Annotated in this window: 16 protein-coding genes; 10 read left to right on the top strand and 6 right to left on the bottom strand. The window is 63.5% G+C overall.

Annotated features, from left to right (window positions below):
- Nucleotides 1–79 precede the first annotated feature (79 nt).
- Entirely contained in the window at nt 80–760 is a 681-nt protein-coding gene (gene radC / locus APH35_RS16735; protein WP_060494037.1) for a RadC family protein, read from the top strand.
- Between the two features lie 61 nt (nt 761–821).
- Here the strand turns inward: radC and APH35_RS16730 are convergent, their stop codons facing one another.
- The gene (locus APH35_RS16730) at nt 822–2,429 is read right to left on the bottom strand and encodes an ABC transporter substrate-binding protein (RefSeq protein WP_060515125.1); all 1,608 of its coding nucleotides are present in this window, start codon (nt 2,427–2,429) and stop codon (nt 822–824) included.
- A 361-nt stretch (nt 2,430–2,790) separates the two neighbouring features.
- Here APH35_RS16730 and rpmB point away from each other — a divergent pair, with 361 nt between their 5' ends.
- Both rpmB and rpmG read left to right on the top strand, forming a co-directional pair.
- Nucleotides 2,791–3,027: a 50S ribosomal protein L28 gene (rpmB, locus tag APH35_RS16725; RefSeq protein ID WP_003253504.1), complete on the top strand. Its 237-nt coding sequence runs from the start codon at nt 2,791–2,793 to the stop codon at nt 3,025–3,027.
- A gap of 11 nt (nt 3,028–3,038) precedes the next feature.
- The gene (rpmG, locus tag APH35_RS16720; RefSeq protein WP_003253507.1) at nt 3,039–3,194 is read left to right on the top strand and encodes a 50S ribosomal protein L33; all 156 of its coding nucleotides are present in this window, start codon (nt 3,039–3,041) and stop codon (nt 3,192–3,194) included.
- A 70-nt stretch (nt 3,195–3,264) separates the two neighbouring features.
- Here rpmG and APH35_RS16715 read toward each other — a convergent pair whose 3' ends face one another.
- A complete protein-coding gene (locus APH35_RS16715; protein ID WP_060494039.1) occupies nt 3,265–3,624 on the bottom strand; it encodes a cupin domain-containing protein in 360 nt (119 codons plus the stop codon).
- 196 nt (nt 3,625–3,820) lie between these two features.
- Between APH35_RS16715 and APH35_RS16710 the strand changes: the two genes are divergently transcribed.
- Together APH35_RS16710 and APH35_RS16705 are read left to right on the top strand one after the other, a co-directional pair.
- Entirely contained in the window at nt 3,821–5,314 is a 1,494-nt protein-coding gene (locus tag APH35_RS16710; protein ID WP_012274817.1) for an aldehyde dehydrogenase, read from the top strand.
- Nucleotides 5,315–5,418: 104 nt separating this feature from the next.
- Nucleotides 5,419–6,558, top strand: a complete 1,140-nt coding sequence (locus APH35_RS16705; protein ID WP_012274816.1) for an MFS transporter — start codon at nt 5,419–5,421, stop codon at nt 6,556–6,558.
- A gap of 39 nt (nt 6,559–6,597) precedes the next feature.
- Here APH35_RS16705 and APH35_RS16700 read toward each other — a convergent pair whose 3' ends face one another.
- Nucleotides 6,598–8,151, bottom strand: coding sequence for a phospholipase D family protein (locus tag APH35_RS16700; RefSeq protein WP_060515124.1), 1,554 nt, complete (start codon nt 8,149–8,151; stop codon nt 6,598–6,600).
- Between the two features lie 60 nt (nt 8,152–8,211).
- Nucleotides 8,212–9,642, bottom strand: coding sequence for an aminotransferase-like domain-containing protein (locus APH35_RS16695; RefSeq protein WP_171577243.1), 1,431 nt, complete (start codon nt 9,640–9,642; stop codon nt 8,212–8,214).
- A 178-nt stretch (nt 9,643–9,820) separates the two neighbouring features.
- Between APH35_RS16695 and APH35_RS16690 the strand changes: the two genes are divergently transcribed.
- Complete coding sequence (locus APH35_RS16690) at nt 9,821–10,051, top strand: DUF1127 domain-containing protein (protein WP_060515123.1); 231 nt, start codon at nt 9,821–9,823, stop codon at nt 10,049–10,051.
- 156 nt (nt 10,052–10,207) lie between these two features.
- Here APH35_RS16690 and APH35_RS16685 read toward each other — a convergent pair whose 3' ends face one another.
- Nucleotides 10,208–11,500: an NAD(P)/FAD-dependent oxidoreductase gene (locus APH35_RS16685; RefSeq protein ID WP_060515122.1), complete on the bottom strand. Its 1,293-nt coding sequence runs from the start codon at nt 11,498–11,500 to the stop codon at nt 10,208–10,210.
- Nucleotides 11,501–11,630: 130 nt separating this feature from the next.
- Here APH35_RS16685 and APH35_RS16680 point away from each other — a divergent pair, with 130 nt between their 5' ends.
- Entirely contained in the window at nt 11,631–11,984 is a 354-nt protein-coding gene (locus APH35_RS16680) for a YkgJ family cysteine cluster protein (RefSeq protein WP_060494042.1), read from the top strand.
- Between the two features lie 2 nt (nt 11,985–11,986).
- On the opposite strand, the gene dadR is transcribed toward APH35_RS16680, so the two are convergent.
- Nucleotides 11,987–12,475, bottom strand: coding sequence for a transcriptional regulator DadR (dadR, locus tag APH35_RS16675; protein WP_003258963.1), 489 nt, complete (start codon nt 12,473–12,475; stop codon nt 11,987–11,989).
- 156 nt (nt 12,476–12,631) lie between these two features.
- On the opposite strand from dadR, the gene dadA reads away from it, so the two are divergent.
- The 3 genes from dadA to APH35_RS16660 all read left to right on the top strand — a co-directional run bounded on the left by dadA (nt 12,632) and on the right by APH35_RS16660 (nt 15,814).
- Nucleotides 12,632–13,936, top strand: coding sequence for a D-amino acid dehydrogenase (gene dadA / locus APH35_RS16670; protein WP_012274810.1), 1,305 nt, complete (start codon nt 12,632–12,634; stop codon nt 13,934–13,936).
- Between the two features lie 146 nt (nt 13,937–14,082).
- Nucleotides 14,083–15,156 (top strand): alanine racemase, encoded by a 1,074-nt coding sequence (gene alr, locus APH35_RS16665; RefSeq protein WP_060515121.1) that lies wholly within the window; start codon nt 14,083–14,085, stop codon nt 15,154–15,156.
- A gap of 109 nt (nt 15,157–15,265) precedes the next feature.
- Nucleotides 15,266–15,814 (top strand): cupin domain-containing protein, encoded by a 549-nt coding sequence (locus APH35_RS16660; RefSeq protein WP_012274808.1) that lies wholly within the window; start codon nt 15,266–15,268, stop codon nt 15,812–15,814.
- Nucleotides 15,815–15,842 lie beyond the last annotated feature (28 nt).

The raw sequence follows: 15,842 nt of genomic DNA, 5'->3' as shown, positions 1-15,842 counted from the left end.
GCGGCAGTACGTCGCATGTACGAGGCGAAATAGATTAACACAGGGTCGAAATGGGCCGCAGCAAGGGCAGGGGGCGGGGATGAATATCAGGGAGTGGCCGGCGGAAGAACGGCCTAGGGAGAAGTTGTTGCAGCGAGGGGCGGTGGTGTTGACGGACGCCGAATTGCTTGCCGTGTTGCTGGGCTCTGGCGTTGCCGGGCGCAATGTGCTGGATCTTGCGCGGGCATTGCTGGTGCGTTTTGGCGGGCTCAGGCCGTTTCTGGAGGCTGATCGCGAAGCGGTGCTGCGCGAGCCGGGCATTGGGACCGTGAAGTATGCACAGCTACAGGCACTTCTTGAGATTGGTCGGCGTTATCTGGGTGAAAACATCAAGCGGGCAGAGGCTCTGGATGGTCCATCGGCTGTGCGGCGTTATCTCAAGGCCATGCTGCGACATGAGGCCAGCGAAGTGTTCGGATGCCTGTTCCTGGACACCAAGCACCGGCCATTGGCTTTTGAAATTCTGTTCAGGGGCACGATAGACCGGGCGAGTGTATACCCGCGAGAGGTGGTGCGACGGGCACTGCTGCATAACGCGGCAGCGTTGATCCTGTGCCATAACCACCCCTCCGGCAACAGTCAGCCGAGCCAGGACGATGTGCATTTGACCCTGTCGTTGAAGCGCGGGCTGGCGTTGATCGATGTGCGGGTGCTGGATCACATCATCATCGGTGATGGGGAGCCGTTGTCGATGGTCGAGCAGGGGTGGATCGTGGCTTAGGCCTTTGTGCTGCCTATGCCTGCCTCTTCGCGGGCTTGCCCGCGAAGAGGCCCTAACAGGCTTATTTTGTGACTGACACCTTGCTGAAATCCAGCCGCCCGAACGGGCTCACCTGGTAGCCCTCGACCTCTTGGCGCAGCAAGGTCGCTGCCGTCGGGTGCGCCAACGGCACCCACAGCGCCTGCTGCTGAATCAGCGTCTGCGCCTGCTGGTAAAGCCGGCTGCGCACACTCTGGTCGTTGGTGGTGCGCCCGGCGCTGATCAGCTGGTCCAGGCGGTTGTCGCAGAAACGGGCAAAGTTGGTGCCCGACTCGACCGCCGCACAGGAAAACTGCGGGCTGAGGAAGTTGTCCGGGTCGCCGTTGTCGCCTGCCCAGCCCATGAACAGCAAGTCATGCTCGCCCGCCTTGGCACGGCGGATCAGTTCACCCCATTCGATCACGCGGATCTCGGCCTTGATGCCGATCTTGGCCAGGTCGGCCTGCAGCATCTGTGCACCAAGGCTGGGGTTGGGGTTGAGCAGGCTACCCGACGGGCGGGTCCAGATGGTGGTGCTGAAGCCTTCGGCCAAGCCGGCCTTGGCCAGCAGCGCCTTGGCTTTCTTCAGGTCCAGCGGGTAGCCGGGCAGGTCCTTGGCGTAGCTCCAGGTGTTGGGCGGGTAGGGGCCGTTGGCGGCCACTGCGGAGTCTTCGAACACCGCCTTGAGGTAAGCCTGCTTGTCGAAGGCCAGGTTGATGGCCTGGCGCACTTCCGGCTTGTCCAGCGGCGGGTGCTGGCTGTTGATGGCGACGAAGGCGGTCATGAACGCCGGGGTAGTGGCTACCTTGAGGTTGCCGTCCTTGCCTGCTTCGGCAATGTCCAGCGGCTTGGGCGACAAGGCAACCTGGCACTCGCCCCGCTTGAGCTTCTGCAGGCGCACATTGGCATCGGTGGTAATGGCGAAGATCAGCGGGTCGACCGCCGGCTTGCCGGCGAAGTAGTCCGGGTTGGCGCGGTAGCGCACCACGGCGTCCTTCTGGAAGCGCTGGAATACGAACGGCCCGGTGCCGATCGGCTGGCTGTTGAGCTTCTCGGGCGTACCGGCCTTGAGCAGCTTGTCGGCATACTCGGCGGAGTAGATCGAGGCGAAGCCCATGCTCAGGGTGGCCAGGAAGGTAGCGTCCGGGTGGCTGAGGGTGAAGCGCACGGCGTTCGGTGCAGGTGCCTCGATCGCCTTGATCAGGCTGCCCAACTGCAGCGACTGAGCATGCGGGTAGCCGCCCGGTGCCGTCTTGTGCCACGCATGTGCCGGGTAGAGCATGCGCTGGAAGCTGAACAACACATCGTCGGCGTTCAGCTCGCGGCTTGGCTTGAAGTAGGCGGTGCTGTGGAACTTCACGCCGTCGCGCAGGGTGAAGTCATACACCAGGCCGTCGGCCGATACTGTCCAACTGGCCGCCAGGCTTGGCACCACCTTGCCTTGCGCCGCGTCGAACTCCACCAGGCGGTTCATCAGCACGTCAGCCGTGGCGTTGGTCGTGGTCAGCGAGTTGTACTGCACCACGTCGAAGCCTTCGGGGCTGGCTTCGCTGCAAACGCTCAGCGGCGCGGCCTGAGCTGCGCCGGCAGCGAACAGAGCGCCGGCGGCGAACAGAGAGTTGAACAATAAGGAAAGGGCGGCAGCACGCATGGTGGCTCCTTGGCTGTCGGTGGCCCATCTGCCAGTGCAGTCTGGAAAAGGCTTACCCTAGTGCGCCTGCCGGCAAATGACCACACCCTTTTTTACAAATCTGGCGACGAGTGGTCGACGGCTGGCGGGGCCTGCCGCTATGCTGGCCCGGCGCGTTCTGGCGTGCGGCAATGTGCATCTCCTGTTGTTGCAGCCAAGTCTTTCTGGTATAAAGCAGCGCTCTTTTCTAGGGGCTCGGCCTGTCGCATAAGCGGATCCGGTCGATAAGACCTCCAGAATCACGGCGCCCAGGCGCCAAAGACTGAGAGATTAAGCGGCCAACCCATGCCGGGTTGGGCATGTGGTTTTAGAGGGCTGAGTCATGTCGAGAGTCTGTCAAGTTACTGGTAAGGGTCCAGTAACCGGGAACAACATTTCCCACGCAAACAACAAAACCCGTCGTCGTTTCCTGCCGAACCTGCAGCACCACCGTTTCTGGGTTGAATCCGAGAAGCGTTTCGTGCGTCTGCGCGTTTCCGCCAAGGGCATGCGTATCATCGACAAGCGCGGCATCGACGCCGTTCTGGTTGACATCCGTAAAGCTGGCGCCAAGGTTTAAGGGAGAACATCATGCGTGAATTGATCCGTCTGGTTTCGAGTGCCGGCACCGGCCACTTCTACACCACCGACAAGAACAAGCGCACCACTCCGGACAAAATCGAGATCAAGAAATATGATCCGGTTGTTCGCAAGCACGTGGTGTACAAGGAAGCCAAGATCAAGTAATTGATCGGCAACCTGAAAAAACCCGCATCCGAAAGGACGCGGGTTTTTTTATGCCTGCGTTGGCCTCAGGTCATTTCTGCTCGAACATCACATAGATCTTGCGGCACGGCTCAAGCACCTCCCAGGTGCCCTTGAACCCGGCGGGGATGACAAACCGATCGCCGGCACGCAGGGTTTTCGCTCCGCCCTCCTGGTCGCGCAGCACCGAAACGCCCTGGACGATCTCGCAGTATTCATGCTCGGTGTAGTTCACCGTCCACTGGCCCACCTCACCCTCCCACACGCCAGCGGCAAACTGCCCGCACGGGCTGGAATAGTGGTTGTAGACCGCCTGGTCTGGCTCACCCTTGAGGATTTTTTCCGCCGCTGGGCGGTAGCGTTCGGCCTCTGTGATGACCTGGGCGAAGTCGATGATGCTGTCTATGCGCATGGTGCGGCTCCTGTTGTTGTTTAATAAAATGAACATCAGTAGGCATTTGGGCCTTCCGTGTCAAATATATTGATAGTTTACACCGGCTGGTTTAGGGTATCGCTAGCCAGTGTGCGCTCGTCGCCCGGCCAGAATTCTGACAACGCCTGTGAGTCCTCAGTGCGGCGTTGCACCTAAACAAGAGGAGGAGTTTCGTATGACCACCCTGACCCGTGCGGACTGGGAACAACGTGCCCAGCAACTGAAGATCGAAGGCCGTGCCTTCATCAACGGCGAATACACCGATGCCGCATCCGGTGAAACCTTCGAGTGCCTGAGCCCGGTCGACGGACGCTTCCTGGCCAAGGTTGCCAGCTGCGACCTGGCCGATGCCAATCGCGCTGTGGAAAACGCCCGTGCCACCTTCAACTCCGGCGTCTGGTCGCAACTGGCCCCGGCCAAGCGCAAGGCCAAGCTGATTCGCTTCGCCGACCTGCTGCGCAAGAACGTCGAAGAGCTGGCGCTGCTGGAAACCCTGGACATGGGCAAGCCGATCGGCGACTCCTCCAGCATCGACATCCCAGGTGCGGCCCAAGCCATCCACTGGACTGCCGAAGCCATCGACAAGGTCTACGACGAAGTCGCCCCGACCCCGCACGACCAGCTTGGCCTGGTTACCCGCGAACCGGTGGGCGTGGTGGGTGCCATCGTGCCGTGGAACTTCCCGCTGCTGATGGCTTGCTGGAAACTCGGCCCTGCGCTGGCCACCGGTAACTCGGTGGTGCTCAAGCCGTCCGAAAAATCGCCGCTGACGGCCATTCGCATCGCCCAGCTGGCCATCGAAGCCGGCATCCCGGCTGGTGTGCTGAACGTGCTGCCAGGTTACGGCCACACCGTGGGCAAGGCTTTGGCCCTGCACATGGACGTCGACACCCTGGTGTTCACCGGTTCCACCAAGATCGCCAAGCAGTTGATGGTTTACGCGGGTGAATCGAACATGAAGCGCATCTGGCTGGAAGCCGGCGGCAAGAGCCCGAACATCGTCTTCGCCGATGCGCCGGACCTGCAAGCTGCCGCTGAGGCCGCTGCCAGCGCCATCGCCTTCAACCAGGGCGAAGTGTGCACCGCAGGCTCGCGTCTGCTGGTCGAGCGTTCGATCAAGGACAAATTCCTGCCGATGGTGGTCGAGGCCCTCAAAGGCTGGAAGCCAGGCAACCCGCTGGACCCACAGACCACGGTCGGTGCCCTGGTCGACACCCAGCAGATGAACACCGTGCTGTCGTACATCGAGGCTGGCCACCAGGACGGCGCCAAGCTGCTGGCCGGCGGCAAGCGCACCCTGGAAGAGACTGGCGGCACCTACGTCGAGCCGACCATCTTCGACGGCGTGACCAACGCCATGCGCATTGCCCAGGAAGAAATCTTTGGCCCTGTGCTGTCGGTGATCGCCTTCGACACCGCCGAAGAAGCCATCGCCATTGCCAACGACACGCCGTATGGCCTGGCGGCTGGTATCTGGACCTCGGACATTTCCAAGGCCCACAAGACCGCCCGTGCCGTGCGCGCTGGCAGCGTCTGGGTCAACCAGTACGACGGCGGCGACATGACCGCGCCGTTTGGTGGCTTCAAACAGTCGGGCAACGGTCGTGACAAGTCGCTGCATGCGCTGGAGAAATACACCGAGCTGAAGGCGACCTGGATCAAGCTGTAATCCAGTGAAGGGGGCTGCACAGCAGCCCCAGCCATAGCCGGGTCGGCTTACGCTGCCCCGGCTTCGTCGTTTTTGCTGTTCAAGAATTCTGCTGGGAGGCTGCAATGCGTTGGGGTACCTATTTCGCCGTACTGGCATCGGTGCTCAGCGTCGGGCTGGCGCTCGGCGTGAGCATGCCGCTGGTGTCCCTGCGCCTGGAGGCCTGGGGCTACGGCAGCTTTGCCATCGGCGTGATGGCGGCGATGCCGGCGCTGGGGGTATTGGCAGGTGCCAGCCTGGCCAGCCGCCTGGCAGGCTGGGTGGGCGTGCCTTCGGCGATGCGCCTGTGCCTGTGGGGTGGGGCGCTGTCGATCGGCCTGCTCGCACTGTTGCCCAGTTACCCGCTGTGGCTGCTGCTGCGGCTGATGATCGGCATGTCCCTGACCGTGGTGTTCATCCTCGGCGAAAGCTGGATCAACCAATTGGTGGTCGAGCAGTGGCGTGGCCGGTTGGTGGCGCTGTATGGCAGCAGCTACGCCCTGAGCCAGCTGGCCGGGCCGTTGGTGCTGGGCTTTCTCGGCTCTGATGACGACTTCGGTTTCTGGGCCGCGACCGGCCTGTTGCTGGCCGCGCCGCTGGTGCTGCTGGGGCGTGGCGGTGCGCCGAGCACCGAAGCCTGCAGTGTCACCTTCCGCGACCTGTTCGCCTTCTGCCGGCGTTTGCCGGTAATCGCCTGGGCCATTGCCCTGTTCGCTTCGTTCGAGGCGATGATCCTCACCTTGCTGCCGGTGTATTGCCTGCAGCAGGGCTTCAGCACCGAAATCGCCCTGTTCATGGTCAGTACCGTGGTGGTGGGGGATGCAGTGTTGCAGTTGCCTATTGGCGCGCTGGCTGACCATATGTCGCGCCGTACGCTGTTTACAGGCTGTGCAGTGACGTTGCTGGTTTCTAGCCTGGCGATTCCGCTGCTGTTGCATACGCCGGTGATCTGGCCATTGTGGGTGTTGTTCGGCGCCAGTGCTGGTGGCCTGTTTACCCTGTCGCTGGTGCTGATTGGCGAGCGCTACCGGGATGATGAACTGGTGCGGGCGAATGCCCATGTTGCGCAGTTGTGGGGTATTGGCTGCTTGCTCGGGCCTTTGCTGGCGGGGGCGGGGAGCCAGTGGGTCAGCGGGCATGCGTTGTTGTTCCTGATGGCAGCAGGGGCTGCCGGGCTGGTGGTGTTGACCCAGCGGCGCGGGGCTTTCGAGGCAGTGTCTGCCTGATGGATTTTGGGGCCGCAAGGCGGCCCCCCGCATTTGCGGCTACAGCATCTTCTCCAAGCCAACCGCCTTGCTGACCCAGGCATTGAACCGCCGCCAGATCCCCCCTGGCTCAGAGGTCAGCATATGCCGCTGGCCATGGTCCTCGGTTGCCCACACCAGCTTGTCGCCTACCAGCTTCACCTGGTAGCTCAACGCAGGCGCCATACCCTGTTGGGCCAGCTCGCGGGTGTATTCAGCCAGCTCCGGGCTGTCCACCAGTACCCCAACTTCAGTGTTCCACAGCACTGAACGTGGGTCGAAGTTGAACGAGCCGATGAACGTCTTGCGCCGGTCGAACACGATTGCCTTGGTGTGCAAGCTTGAATCTGAACTGCCACGCAAGCTCAGCCGTCTCGCGCTGGGGTCGCCCGGCTGGCGGCGCAGTTCGAACAGTTGCACGCCATGCTCGAGCAAGGCACGGCGATAGGGCGCATAACCGCCATGCACCGCCGGCACATCGGTTGCCTCCAGCGAATTGGTCAGCAGCTTCACCGAGGCGCCGGCGTCGGCGCGGCCGGTCAGGTACAGCAGGCCCGGTTCGCCCGGTACGAAGTAGGCCGACATCAGGATCAGCTCGCGGTGCACGCTGGCCAGGTCCGGCGCCAGTTGCTGGCTCAGCAGCAGTTGCGGGTCTGGTTCGTCGTCGGCCAGCACCTTGCTTGGCGCATCCCATAGCGCCTGGGCGTGGGCCCAGATGAGCTCATTGCGCCAGACGTCCAGGCGCGGCTGCGACTGGTAGGCCATCAAGCGATCGTACAGGGCCTTGCGCCGGGTTCTGGCTTCGGCCAGCGACACTTCCAAGCGGTGGCGGCTGGCACGCAGGTCGTTGGCATCCGGGTCATACCAGAGGAAGTCGGTGATCGGCCGGCTAAGGGCGCTGTTCCAGTACTGGTCGAAGCTGTGCCCCAGCTGCTCGGCCACCGGGCCCACACCTAGCAAGTCGATGTCGGTGAAGTTGAGGTTGGGCTCGGCATCGAAATACTCGTCGCCCAGGTTGCGCCCGCCGACGATGGCCATGCTGTTGTCCACCAGGAACAGCTTGTTGTGCATGCGCCGGTGCTGGCGCGACAGGTTGAACAGCCGGCCGGCAGCGCGCGTAAAACCGGTGCTGCGGCCCAGGTGCAGCGGGTTGAACACACGAATCTGGATGTTCGGGTGGGCATCGAGGGTGCCCATGATGGTGTCCAGGCCATCGCTGGTGGTGTCGTCCAGCAGGATGCGCACGCGCACGCCACGGTCGGCGGCGCGCAGCAGCTCATGCACCAGGGCGCGGGTGCTGAGGCCGTCGTGGACAATGTAGTACTGCAGGTCGATGCTCGCCTGGGCGTTGCGGATCAGCTCGGCACGGGCGCGGAATGCCTCGTTGCTGTTGGGCAGCAGGCGAAAGCCCGAGCGGCCGCCGTATGGCGCGGCCTGGCGCAGCACCGAACGGCCGAATGCCGAGTCGTTGGCGGGCAGCGCCTGGCTGGTTTCGCGGGGCGCACTGACGCTGGCGCAGCCGGCAAGGCCGAGCGACAGCACCAGCAGCAGAGGCAAGGCTCGCTGGAGTCTCAAGGGTGGATCGTCCTGTGCAGCAAGGGCTTTAGGGGTTGGACCGTGGCGGGCGGCGCAAAGTTACGCGTCAGCGCTTTCTTCATCCAGTAGACGAAGGGCGGTTTCACCTACCTTGCGCACGGCGGCTTCGATCTGCGGCGTCGGCCGCGCGGCGAAGTTCATGCGCAGGCAGTGGCGGAACTTGCCCGAGGCCGAGAAGATGCTGCCTACGGCAACCTGCACGCCCTGCTCCAGTAAAGCGCGGTTTAGCCGCAGCGTATCGAAATGTTCGGGTAATTCCACCCACAGCATGAAGCCGCCCTGGGGCCGGCTGACCCGGGTGCCTGGCGGGAAGTAACGGGTTACCCAGTCGCTCATCAGGTCGCGGCCACGCTGGTACTGGCTGCGCATGCGCCGCACGTGGGGCTGGTAGTGCCCGCCGGCGATGAAGTCGGCGATGGCCAGTTGCGGCTGGCTGGCGCTGCTGCCAGTGCTGATGTACTTCATGTGCAGCACGCGCTCCAGGTAGCGCCCGGGCGCCACCCAGCCGACCCGCAGGCCGGGGGCGAGGGTCTTGGAGAACGAGCTGCAGAGCAGCACGCGGCCATCGTCGTCGAACGACTTGAGGGTGCGCGGGCGCGGGTAGGTGTAGGCCAGGTCGCCGTACACATCGTCTTCCAGAATCGCCACGTCATAGCGTTGAGCCAGGCTCAGCAGGGCCTTCTTGCGCGCCTCGGGCATGATGTAACCCAGCGGGTTGTTGCAGCTGGGGGTGATCTGGATGAGTTTGATCGGCCACTGCTCCAGAGCTAGCTCCAGCGCTTCCAGGCTGATGCCGGTGACCGGGTCAGTGGGGATTTCCAGCGCTTTCATGCCCAGGCCCTTGAGGGTTTGCATGGCGCCGTGGAAGCTCGGCGAGTCGACCGCAACGATGTCGCCAGGCTCGCAAACCGCTCGGATGCTGCAGGACAACGCCTCATGGCAGCCGGTGGTGATCACCAGGTCGGCAGCACCCAGGCGGCAGCCGGAGTCGAGCACCAGCCGGGCCACCTGTTCGCGCAGGGCCAGGTTGCCATGGATGTTGTCGTAGTACAGGCCAGGCATGTCCTGGCGCCGGCTCAGCTGGGCGAGGCTGCGCAGCAGCGGCTTCAGGGTGGGGCTGTCGATGTCGGGCATGCCACGACCAAGCTGGATCACGTCCTTGCGCGGGGTGCTGCGTATCAGCTCCAGCACCTGCTCCCACTGTGAAATATCCACCGGGCGCTGGGCCGGGCGGCTGACGGCAGGCAGGGCCGGCAGGTGGCGGTGGTCACTGACGAAGTAGCCGGACTTGGGCCGTGGCGAGACCATGCCGCTGTCTTCGAGCATGCGATAGGCCTGCTGCACGGTGCTTAGGCTGACCCCATGCTCCACGCTCAGGGCTCGTACCGACGGCAGGCGCTGGCCGGGGCGGTACAGGCCCTGCTCGATGCGGGCGCCGAGTAGTTCGGCGAGGTTCAGGTAAAGGGTCACGGCATACTCCTGCGCTGCATTGGCATAGCGACCGGTACAGTTGGGGTGAAAATACAGCATTCAGTCGGCCAATGGCCAATTCTGTATGGGAATAATAAGGCTGTATTGGATCTGTATTGTCGATGGTGCCGACGCGCATGCTTTCTCCACGGTATGAACTGATCGGGAGGGTGCGGTGATGGGTGGCATGAGCGATGTGCGCTTGCAACTGTTGGCCAAGGAACTGGAAACCGGGCAGCAGGCCAAGGTGTTCAACGCGCCGCAAGGACTCGGGCGTTTGGGGCTGATGCTGCATCGCTGGCATACCCGCAGGGCGCTGCTGCAACTGACCGATGACGAGTTGCGCGATGTCGGGCTGAGCTGGGAGCAGGCCCGTACAGAAGGGCGCAAACCCTTCTGGAAGGACTGACCAATGTGACGCTGCGCGGTCCCTGTAGGAGCGGCCTTGCGTCGCGAAAGGGCCGCAAAGCGGCCCCAGCGATATCTGTGGCGAAGCTGGAAACCTGGGGGCGCTTCGCACCCCTTTCGCGACGCAAGGCCGCTCCTACACTGACCGCGCCAGCTGTCAGGCCAGCTCTTTGAGCCTGTGCCACAGCATCCCCAACGCCAGCAGCGGCGAGCGCAGGTGCTTGCCGCCAGGGAAGGTGATATGTGGCACCTTGGCGAACAGGTCGAAGCGCCCGCTTTGCTGGCCACTGATGGCCTCGCCCAACAGGCGCGCGGCCAGGTGGGTGGCGTTGAGGCCATGGCCCGAGTAGGCCTGGGCGTAATACACGTTCGGCTGGCTGGTCAGGCGACCGACCTGCGGCAAGCGGTTGGCGCCAATGCCGATCATGCCGCCCCACTGGTAGTCGATGCGCACGTCGGCCAACTGCGGGAACACTTTGAGCATCTTCGGCCGCATGTAGGCGGCGATGTCTTTCGGGTCGCGCCCTGAATAGTGGCAGGCACCGCCGAACAGCAGGCGATGGTCGGCGGACAGGCGGTAGTAGTCCAGCGCCACGCGCTGGTCGCACACCGCCATGTTCTGCGGCAGCAATGTGCGGGCGCGTTCTTCGCCCAGTGGCTCGGTGGCGATGATGTAGCTACCGGCCGGGAGCACCTTGCCGCCCAGCTCGCGGTTGAGGCCGTTGAGGTAGGCGTTGCAGCACAGTACCAGGGTCTTGGCGCGCACCCGGCCCTGGGCGGTATGCACCTGCACTTCGGGGCCGTAGTCGATGCGGGTGACTTCGGACTGCTCGAACAGCTTCACGCCCAGGCGGCTGGCCACGGCCGCTTCGCCCAGGGCCAGGTTTAGCGGGTGCAGATGGCCGGAACCCATGTCGATCAGCCCGCCCACATAGCAGTCGGCACCGACCACGCTGTGGATATCGTCCTTGCCGACCAGCCGTAGCTCATGCGCATAGCCCAGGCTGCGCAGCTCCTCGGCGTCTTCGGCAAAGCCCAGCAGTTCGGCGGGTTTGTTGGCCAGGTCGCAGTAGCCCCACGTCAGGTCGCAGGCGATGGCATGCTTCTCGACGCGCTCGCGGACGATCTGCACGGCTTCCAGGCCCATCAGCTTCATGCTGCGCACGCCGTCCTCGCCAATCACCGGGAGGAACTGCTCCAGGCCGTGGCCGACGCCACGGATCAGTTGCCCGCCATTTCGCCCACTGGCACCCCAGCCAAGTTTGCGTGCCTCCAGCAGGATCACCGATAAGCCGCGTTCGGCCAGCTCGATGGCAGTGTTGAGGCCCGAGTAGCCGCCGCCGACGATACATACATCGGCGCTGTGCTCGCCTTGCAGGAAGGAGTAGTCAGGGTGTGGCGCGCTGCTGGCGGCGTAATAGGATGCGGCGTGCTGCGCGCTGTGGATCATTGGGCTCGGTCCTGGGGCTGGTGGGCTAGGGGAGGAGGATAAGCCGGGGTAGGGTGGCGGGCAACAAGACGAGGGCTGCGCCCGCGAATGGGCCTATAATCCGGTCAAGATCCTTGCTTTGTATTCCGCCATGTCCTGCAACCGCCACAAGATCCACTTCCTGCGCGAACTCATCCCCTCATTCGAGTGCGAGCCCGGCTGCCACGACTGCTGCGGCCCGGTCACTACGTCGGCGGAAGAAATGGCCCGCCTGCCGCGCAAGTCCCAGGAAGAGCAGAGCGCCGCGCTGGAGCGTCTGGACTGCGTGCACCTGGGCCCCAATGGCTGCACGGTGTATGAAGAGCGGCCGATGATCTGCCGCCTGTTCGGCACCACGCCGCGCATGGCCTGCCCGCGTGGCCGTGGCCCTGAGCCGATGATCGACCCCGCCGCCGAGCAGCTGGTCCACCAGTTCATAGCCACCACCCGCCAGGTGCTGGTCTAGCCTCAGTCCGGGATCGGTAGGCAGAGGCTCTCCTTAACCTCTTCCATCACGATGTAGCTCTTCGATTCGCGCACGTGCGGCAGCTTCAGCAGGATGTCGCCGAGCAGCTTGCGGTACGAGGCCATCTCCGAAATGCGCGCTTTCACCAGGTAGTCGAAGTCACCGGAAACCAGGTGGCACTCCAGTACGTGCGGCAGCTTCAGCACCGCACGGCGGAACTCTTCGAAGGTGTCGCCCGACTTGTAGTCCAGGCTGATTTCCACGAACACCAGCAGGCTGCCCTTGAGGTGCTGCGGGTTCAGGCGGGCGTTGTAGCCCATGATGATGCCCTCGCGCTCCAGGCGGCGAACCCGCTCGGTGCAAGGGGTGGTGGACAGCCCAACTTTCTCGCCCAGTTCGGTGAAGGAAATACGGCCGTCATTCTGCAGGATCCGCAAGATGTTGCGGTCGATCTTGTCCAGTTCACGCTTGCTCTGGTGCTGGGTTCTCATAGGGGATGCCCCTCCGTGAAAGGCGATTTTGCCGAGAATTCTCGCCAATAATAGGCTTTTATATAGTGAATTGCACTGGTCTCAAATTCCTATACTGCGCGCATTCATGCCATTTCAATAAAAGTCTGCGGCGTGCCGCGTGTGAGGGATAGAACGATGCGAGTTTTGGTACTTGGTAGCGGTGTAATCGGAACCGCCAGTGCCTATTACCTGGCCCGGCAAGGTTTTGAAGTGACGGTGGTCGACCGCCAGCCGGCGGTGGCCATGGAAACCAGCTTTGCCAACGCCGGTCAGATCTCGCCCGGCTATGCCTCGCCCTGGGCTGCCCCGGGTGTGCCACTGAAAGCCATCAAGTGGCTGCTCGAGCGCCACGCGCCCCTGGCCATCAAGCTCACCGGCGACGTCGATCAGTACCTGTGGATGGCGCAGATGCTGCGCAACTGCACCGCCAGCCGTTACGCGGTGAACAAGGAGCGCATGGTGCGTCTGTCCGAGTACAGCCGTGACTGCCTCGATGAACTGCGCGCCGAAACCGGCATCAACTACGAAAACCGCAGCCTGGGTACCACCCAGCTGTTCCGCACCCAGGCCCAGGTGGATGCCGCGGCCAAGGACATTGCCGTGCTCGAGCAGTCCGGCGTGCCTTACGAGCTGCTCGACCGCGACGGCATTGCCCGCGTCGAACCTGCCCTGGCCGGCGTCAAAGACATCCTGGCCGGTGCCCTGCGCCTGCCAAATGATCAGACGGGCGACTGCCAGCTGTTCACCACCAAACTGGCCGACATGGCGCTGAAACTGGGCGTGGAGTTCCGCTTCGGCCAGGACATCCAGCGCCTGGACTTCGCAGGCGACCGCATCAATGGTGTGTGGATCGACGGCAAGCTGGAAACTGCCGACCGCTATGTGCTGGCGTTGGGCAGCTACTCGCCGCAGATGCTCAAGCCGCTGGGCATCAAAGCCCCGGTGTACCCGCTGAAAGGCTACTCGCTGACCGTGCCGATCACCAACGGCGACATGGCGCCGACGTCGACCATCCTCGACGAAACCTACAAAGTCGCCATCACCCGTTTCGACAACCGCATCCGTGTCGGCGGCATGGCTGAAATCGCCGGTTTTGACCTGTCGCTGAACCCGCGTCGGCGCGAAACGCTGGAGATGATCGTCAACGACCTTTATCCTCGCGGCGGTGACCTGAGCCAGGCCAGCTTCTGGACCGGCCTGCGCCCGGCGACCCCGGACGGCACGCCAATCGTTGGCGCCACAGCGTTCCGCAACCTGTTCCTGAACACCGGTCACGGTACCTTGGGCTGGACCATGGCGTGTGGCTCCGGTCGCCTGCTGGCCGACCTGATCGCGCGCAAGAAGCCGCAGATCAGTGCCGAAGGCCTGGACATTTCCCGTTATGGCAACAGCCGGGAAGTGGCCAAGCACGGGCAGACCGCGCCGGCTCACCAGCAGTAATAGCCTGCACCGGCCTCTTCGCGGCTAAAGCCGCTCCCACACGGACCGCATGTTCATGGACATTGAGGGGTCCTCTGTGGGAGCGGCTTTAGCCGCGAAGAACCCAACACCGTTTTCAACCTGTGAACCACCATAAGGCAGCCGCCATGCGTCCCGCCCGCGCCCTGATCGACCTCCAGGCCCTGCGCCACAACTACCGTCTGGCCCGTGAACTGACCGGTGCCAAAGCCCTCGCCGTGATCAAGGCCGATGCCTATGGCCACGGTGCCGTGCGCTGCGCCCTGGCCCTGGAGGCCGAAGCCGACGGCTTCGCCGTGGCCTGCATCGAAGAGGCGCTGGAGCTGCGCGCCGCCGGTATCAAGGCCCCGGTGCTGTTGCTGGAAGGCTTTTTCGAAGCCAGCGAGCTGGCGCTGATTGCCGAGCACGACCTGTGGTGCGTGGTGCACTCGCTGTGGCAGCTCGAAGCCATCGAGAAAACCCAGCTGCACAAGCCGCTCACCGTTTGGCTGAAGCTAGACAGCGGCATGCACCGTGTTGGCCTGCACCCCAAGGACTACCACGACGCCTATCAGCGCCTGTTGGCCTGCGGCAAGGTTTCGCGCATCGTGCTGATGAGCCACTTCGCACGTGCCGACGAGTTGGACGCTGACGCTACCGCCCAGCAGATCGCCGTGTTCGAGGCCGCCCGCCAGGGCCTGGCCGCCGAATGCAGCCTGCGCAACTCGCCCGGTGTGCTGGGCTGGCCGCAAGCGCCCAGCGACTGGGTACGCCCTGGTTTGATGCTGTACGGCGCCACACCGTTCGAAGTGCCCCAGGCAGAAGCTACGCGGTTGCAGCCGGTGATGACCCTGCAGTCGCGGGTGATCAGCGTGCGCGAGTTGCCTGCCGGCGAGCCGGTAGGCTATGGCGCCAAGTTCGTCAGCCCACGGCCAACCCGCGTTGGCGTGGTCGCCATGGGCTATGCCGATGGTTACCCACGCCAGGCGCCCAACGGCACCCCGGTGCTGGTGGCCGGCCAGCGCACCCAGGTGATTGGCCGGGTGTCGATGGACATGCTCAACATCGACCTGACCGACGTGCCTCAAGCCACCGTCGGTAGCTCGGTCGAACTGTGGGGCAAGCAGGTGCTGGCCAGCGAAGTGGCCGCACAGGCGGGCACCATTCCGTACCAGATCTTCTGCAACTTGAAGCGGGTGCCGCGGGACTACATCGGCGAATGACACGCTGAAGCGGACAGGTTGAAGGGCGGTGTGTTGTAAATACTGAACGGCATTGCCATGATATCGTTCACATTCACCCCCCTTCCCACCGTTTCAGGAGGCTCCAGCTTTGGACGTCGGCGAACGACTGCAAGCCATCCGCAAGCTCAAGGGCCTGTCCCAGCGCGAACTCGCCAAGCGTGCCGGCGTGACCAACAGCACCATCTCGATGATCGAGAAGAACAGCGTAAGCCCCTCCATCAGCTCGCTGCGCAAGGTGTTGAGTGGGATTCCCATGTCCATGGTCGAGTTCTTTTCGGTCGAGCTGGAACCTGAAAGCCCCACGCAGATCGTCTACAAGGCCCATGAGCTGATCGATATCTCGGACGGTGCGGTGACCATGAAGCTGGTCGGCAAGTCGCACCCCAATCGTGCCATCGCCTTTCTCACCGAGGTGTACCCGCCAGGTGCCGACACCGGTGCCGAGATGCTCACCCACGACGGCGAGGAAACCGGCATCCTGCTTGAGGGGCGCCTGGAACTGGTGGTCGGCAACGAGATCTTCATCCTCGAAGAAGGCGATAGCTACTACTTTGAAAGCACCCGCCCGCATCGCTTTCGCAACCCGTTCGACCAGCCGGCGCGGTTGATCAGTGCGGCGACGCCTTCAAACTTTTGATCCAGCGCAGTGCATTGATTCGGCAATA

Origin of the sequence: Pseudomonas sp. NBRC 111132, assembly GCF_001320565.1 — a bacterium.
Taxonomy (GTDB): Bacteria; Pseudomonadota; Gammaproteobacteria; order Pseudomonadales; family Pseudomonadaceae; genus Aquipseudomonas; species Aquipseudomonas putida_P.
Note: the sequence above shows the minus strand (reverse complement) of the source record. Positions and strands in the feature narration are given on the sequence as shown.

What these genes read in the sequence shown, in the direction of transcription:
- radC (WP_060494037.1), top strand. Translation starts at nt 80, where the DNA reads ATGAATATCAGGGAGTGGCCGGCGGAAGAACGGCCTAGGGAGAAGTTG.
- APH35_RS16730 (WP_060515125.1), bottom strand. Translation starts at nt 2,429, where the DNA reads ATGCGTGCTGCCGCCCTTTCCTTATTGTTCAACTCTCTGTTCGCCGCC.
- rpmB (WP_003253504.1), top strand. Translation starts at nt 2,791, where the DNA reads ATGTCGAGAGTCTGTCAAGTTACTGGTAAGGGTCCAGTAACCGGGAAC.
- rpmG (WP_003253507.1), top strand. Translation starts at nt 3,039, where the DNA reads ATGCGTGAATTGATCCGTCTGGTTTCGAGTGCCGGCACCGGCCACTTC.
- APH35_RS16715 (WP_060494039.1), bottom strand. Translation starts at nt 3,624, where the DNA reads ATGCGCATAGACAGCATCATCGACTTCGCCCAGGTCATCACAGAGGCC.
- APH35_RS16710 (WP_012274817.1), top strand. Translation starts at nt 3,821, where the DNA reads ATGACCACCCTGACCCGTGCGGACTGGGAACAACGTGCCCAGCAACTG.
- APH35_RS16705 (WP_012274816.1), top strand. Translation starts at nt 5,419, where the DNA reads ATGCGTTGGGGTACCTATTTCGCCGTACTGGCATCGGTGCTCAGCGTC.
- APH35_RS16690 (WP_060515123.1), top strand. Translation starts at nt 9,821, where the DNA reads ATGGGTGGCATGAGCGATGTGCGCTTGCAACTGTTGGCCAAGGAACTG.
- APH35_RS16685 (WP_060515122.1), bottom strand. Translation starts at nt 11,500, where the DNA reads ATGATCCACAGCGCGCAGCACGCCGCATCCTATTACGCCGCCAGCAGC.
- APH35_RS16680 (WP_060494042.1), top strand. Translation starts at nt 11,631, where the DNA reads ATGTCCTGCAACCGCCACAAGATCCACTTCCTGCGCGAACTCATCCCC.
- dadR (WP_003258963.1), bottom strand. Translation starts at nt 12,475, where the DNA reads ATGAGAACCCAGCACCAGAGCAAGCGTGAACTGGACAAGATCGACCGC.
- dadA (WP_012274810.1), top strand. Translation starts at nt 12,632, where the DNA reads ATGCGAGTTTTGGTACTTGGTAGCGGTGTAATCGGAACCGCCAGTGCC.
- alr (WP_060515121.1), top strand. Translation starts at nt 14,083, where the DNA reads ATGCGTCCCGCCCGCGCCCTGATCGACCTCCAGGCCCTGCGCCACAAC.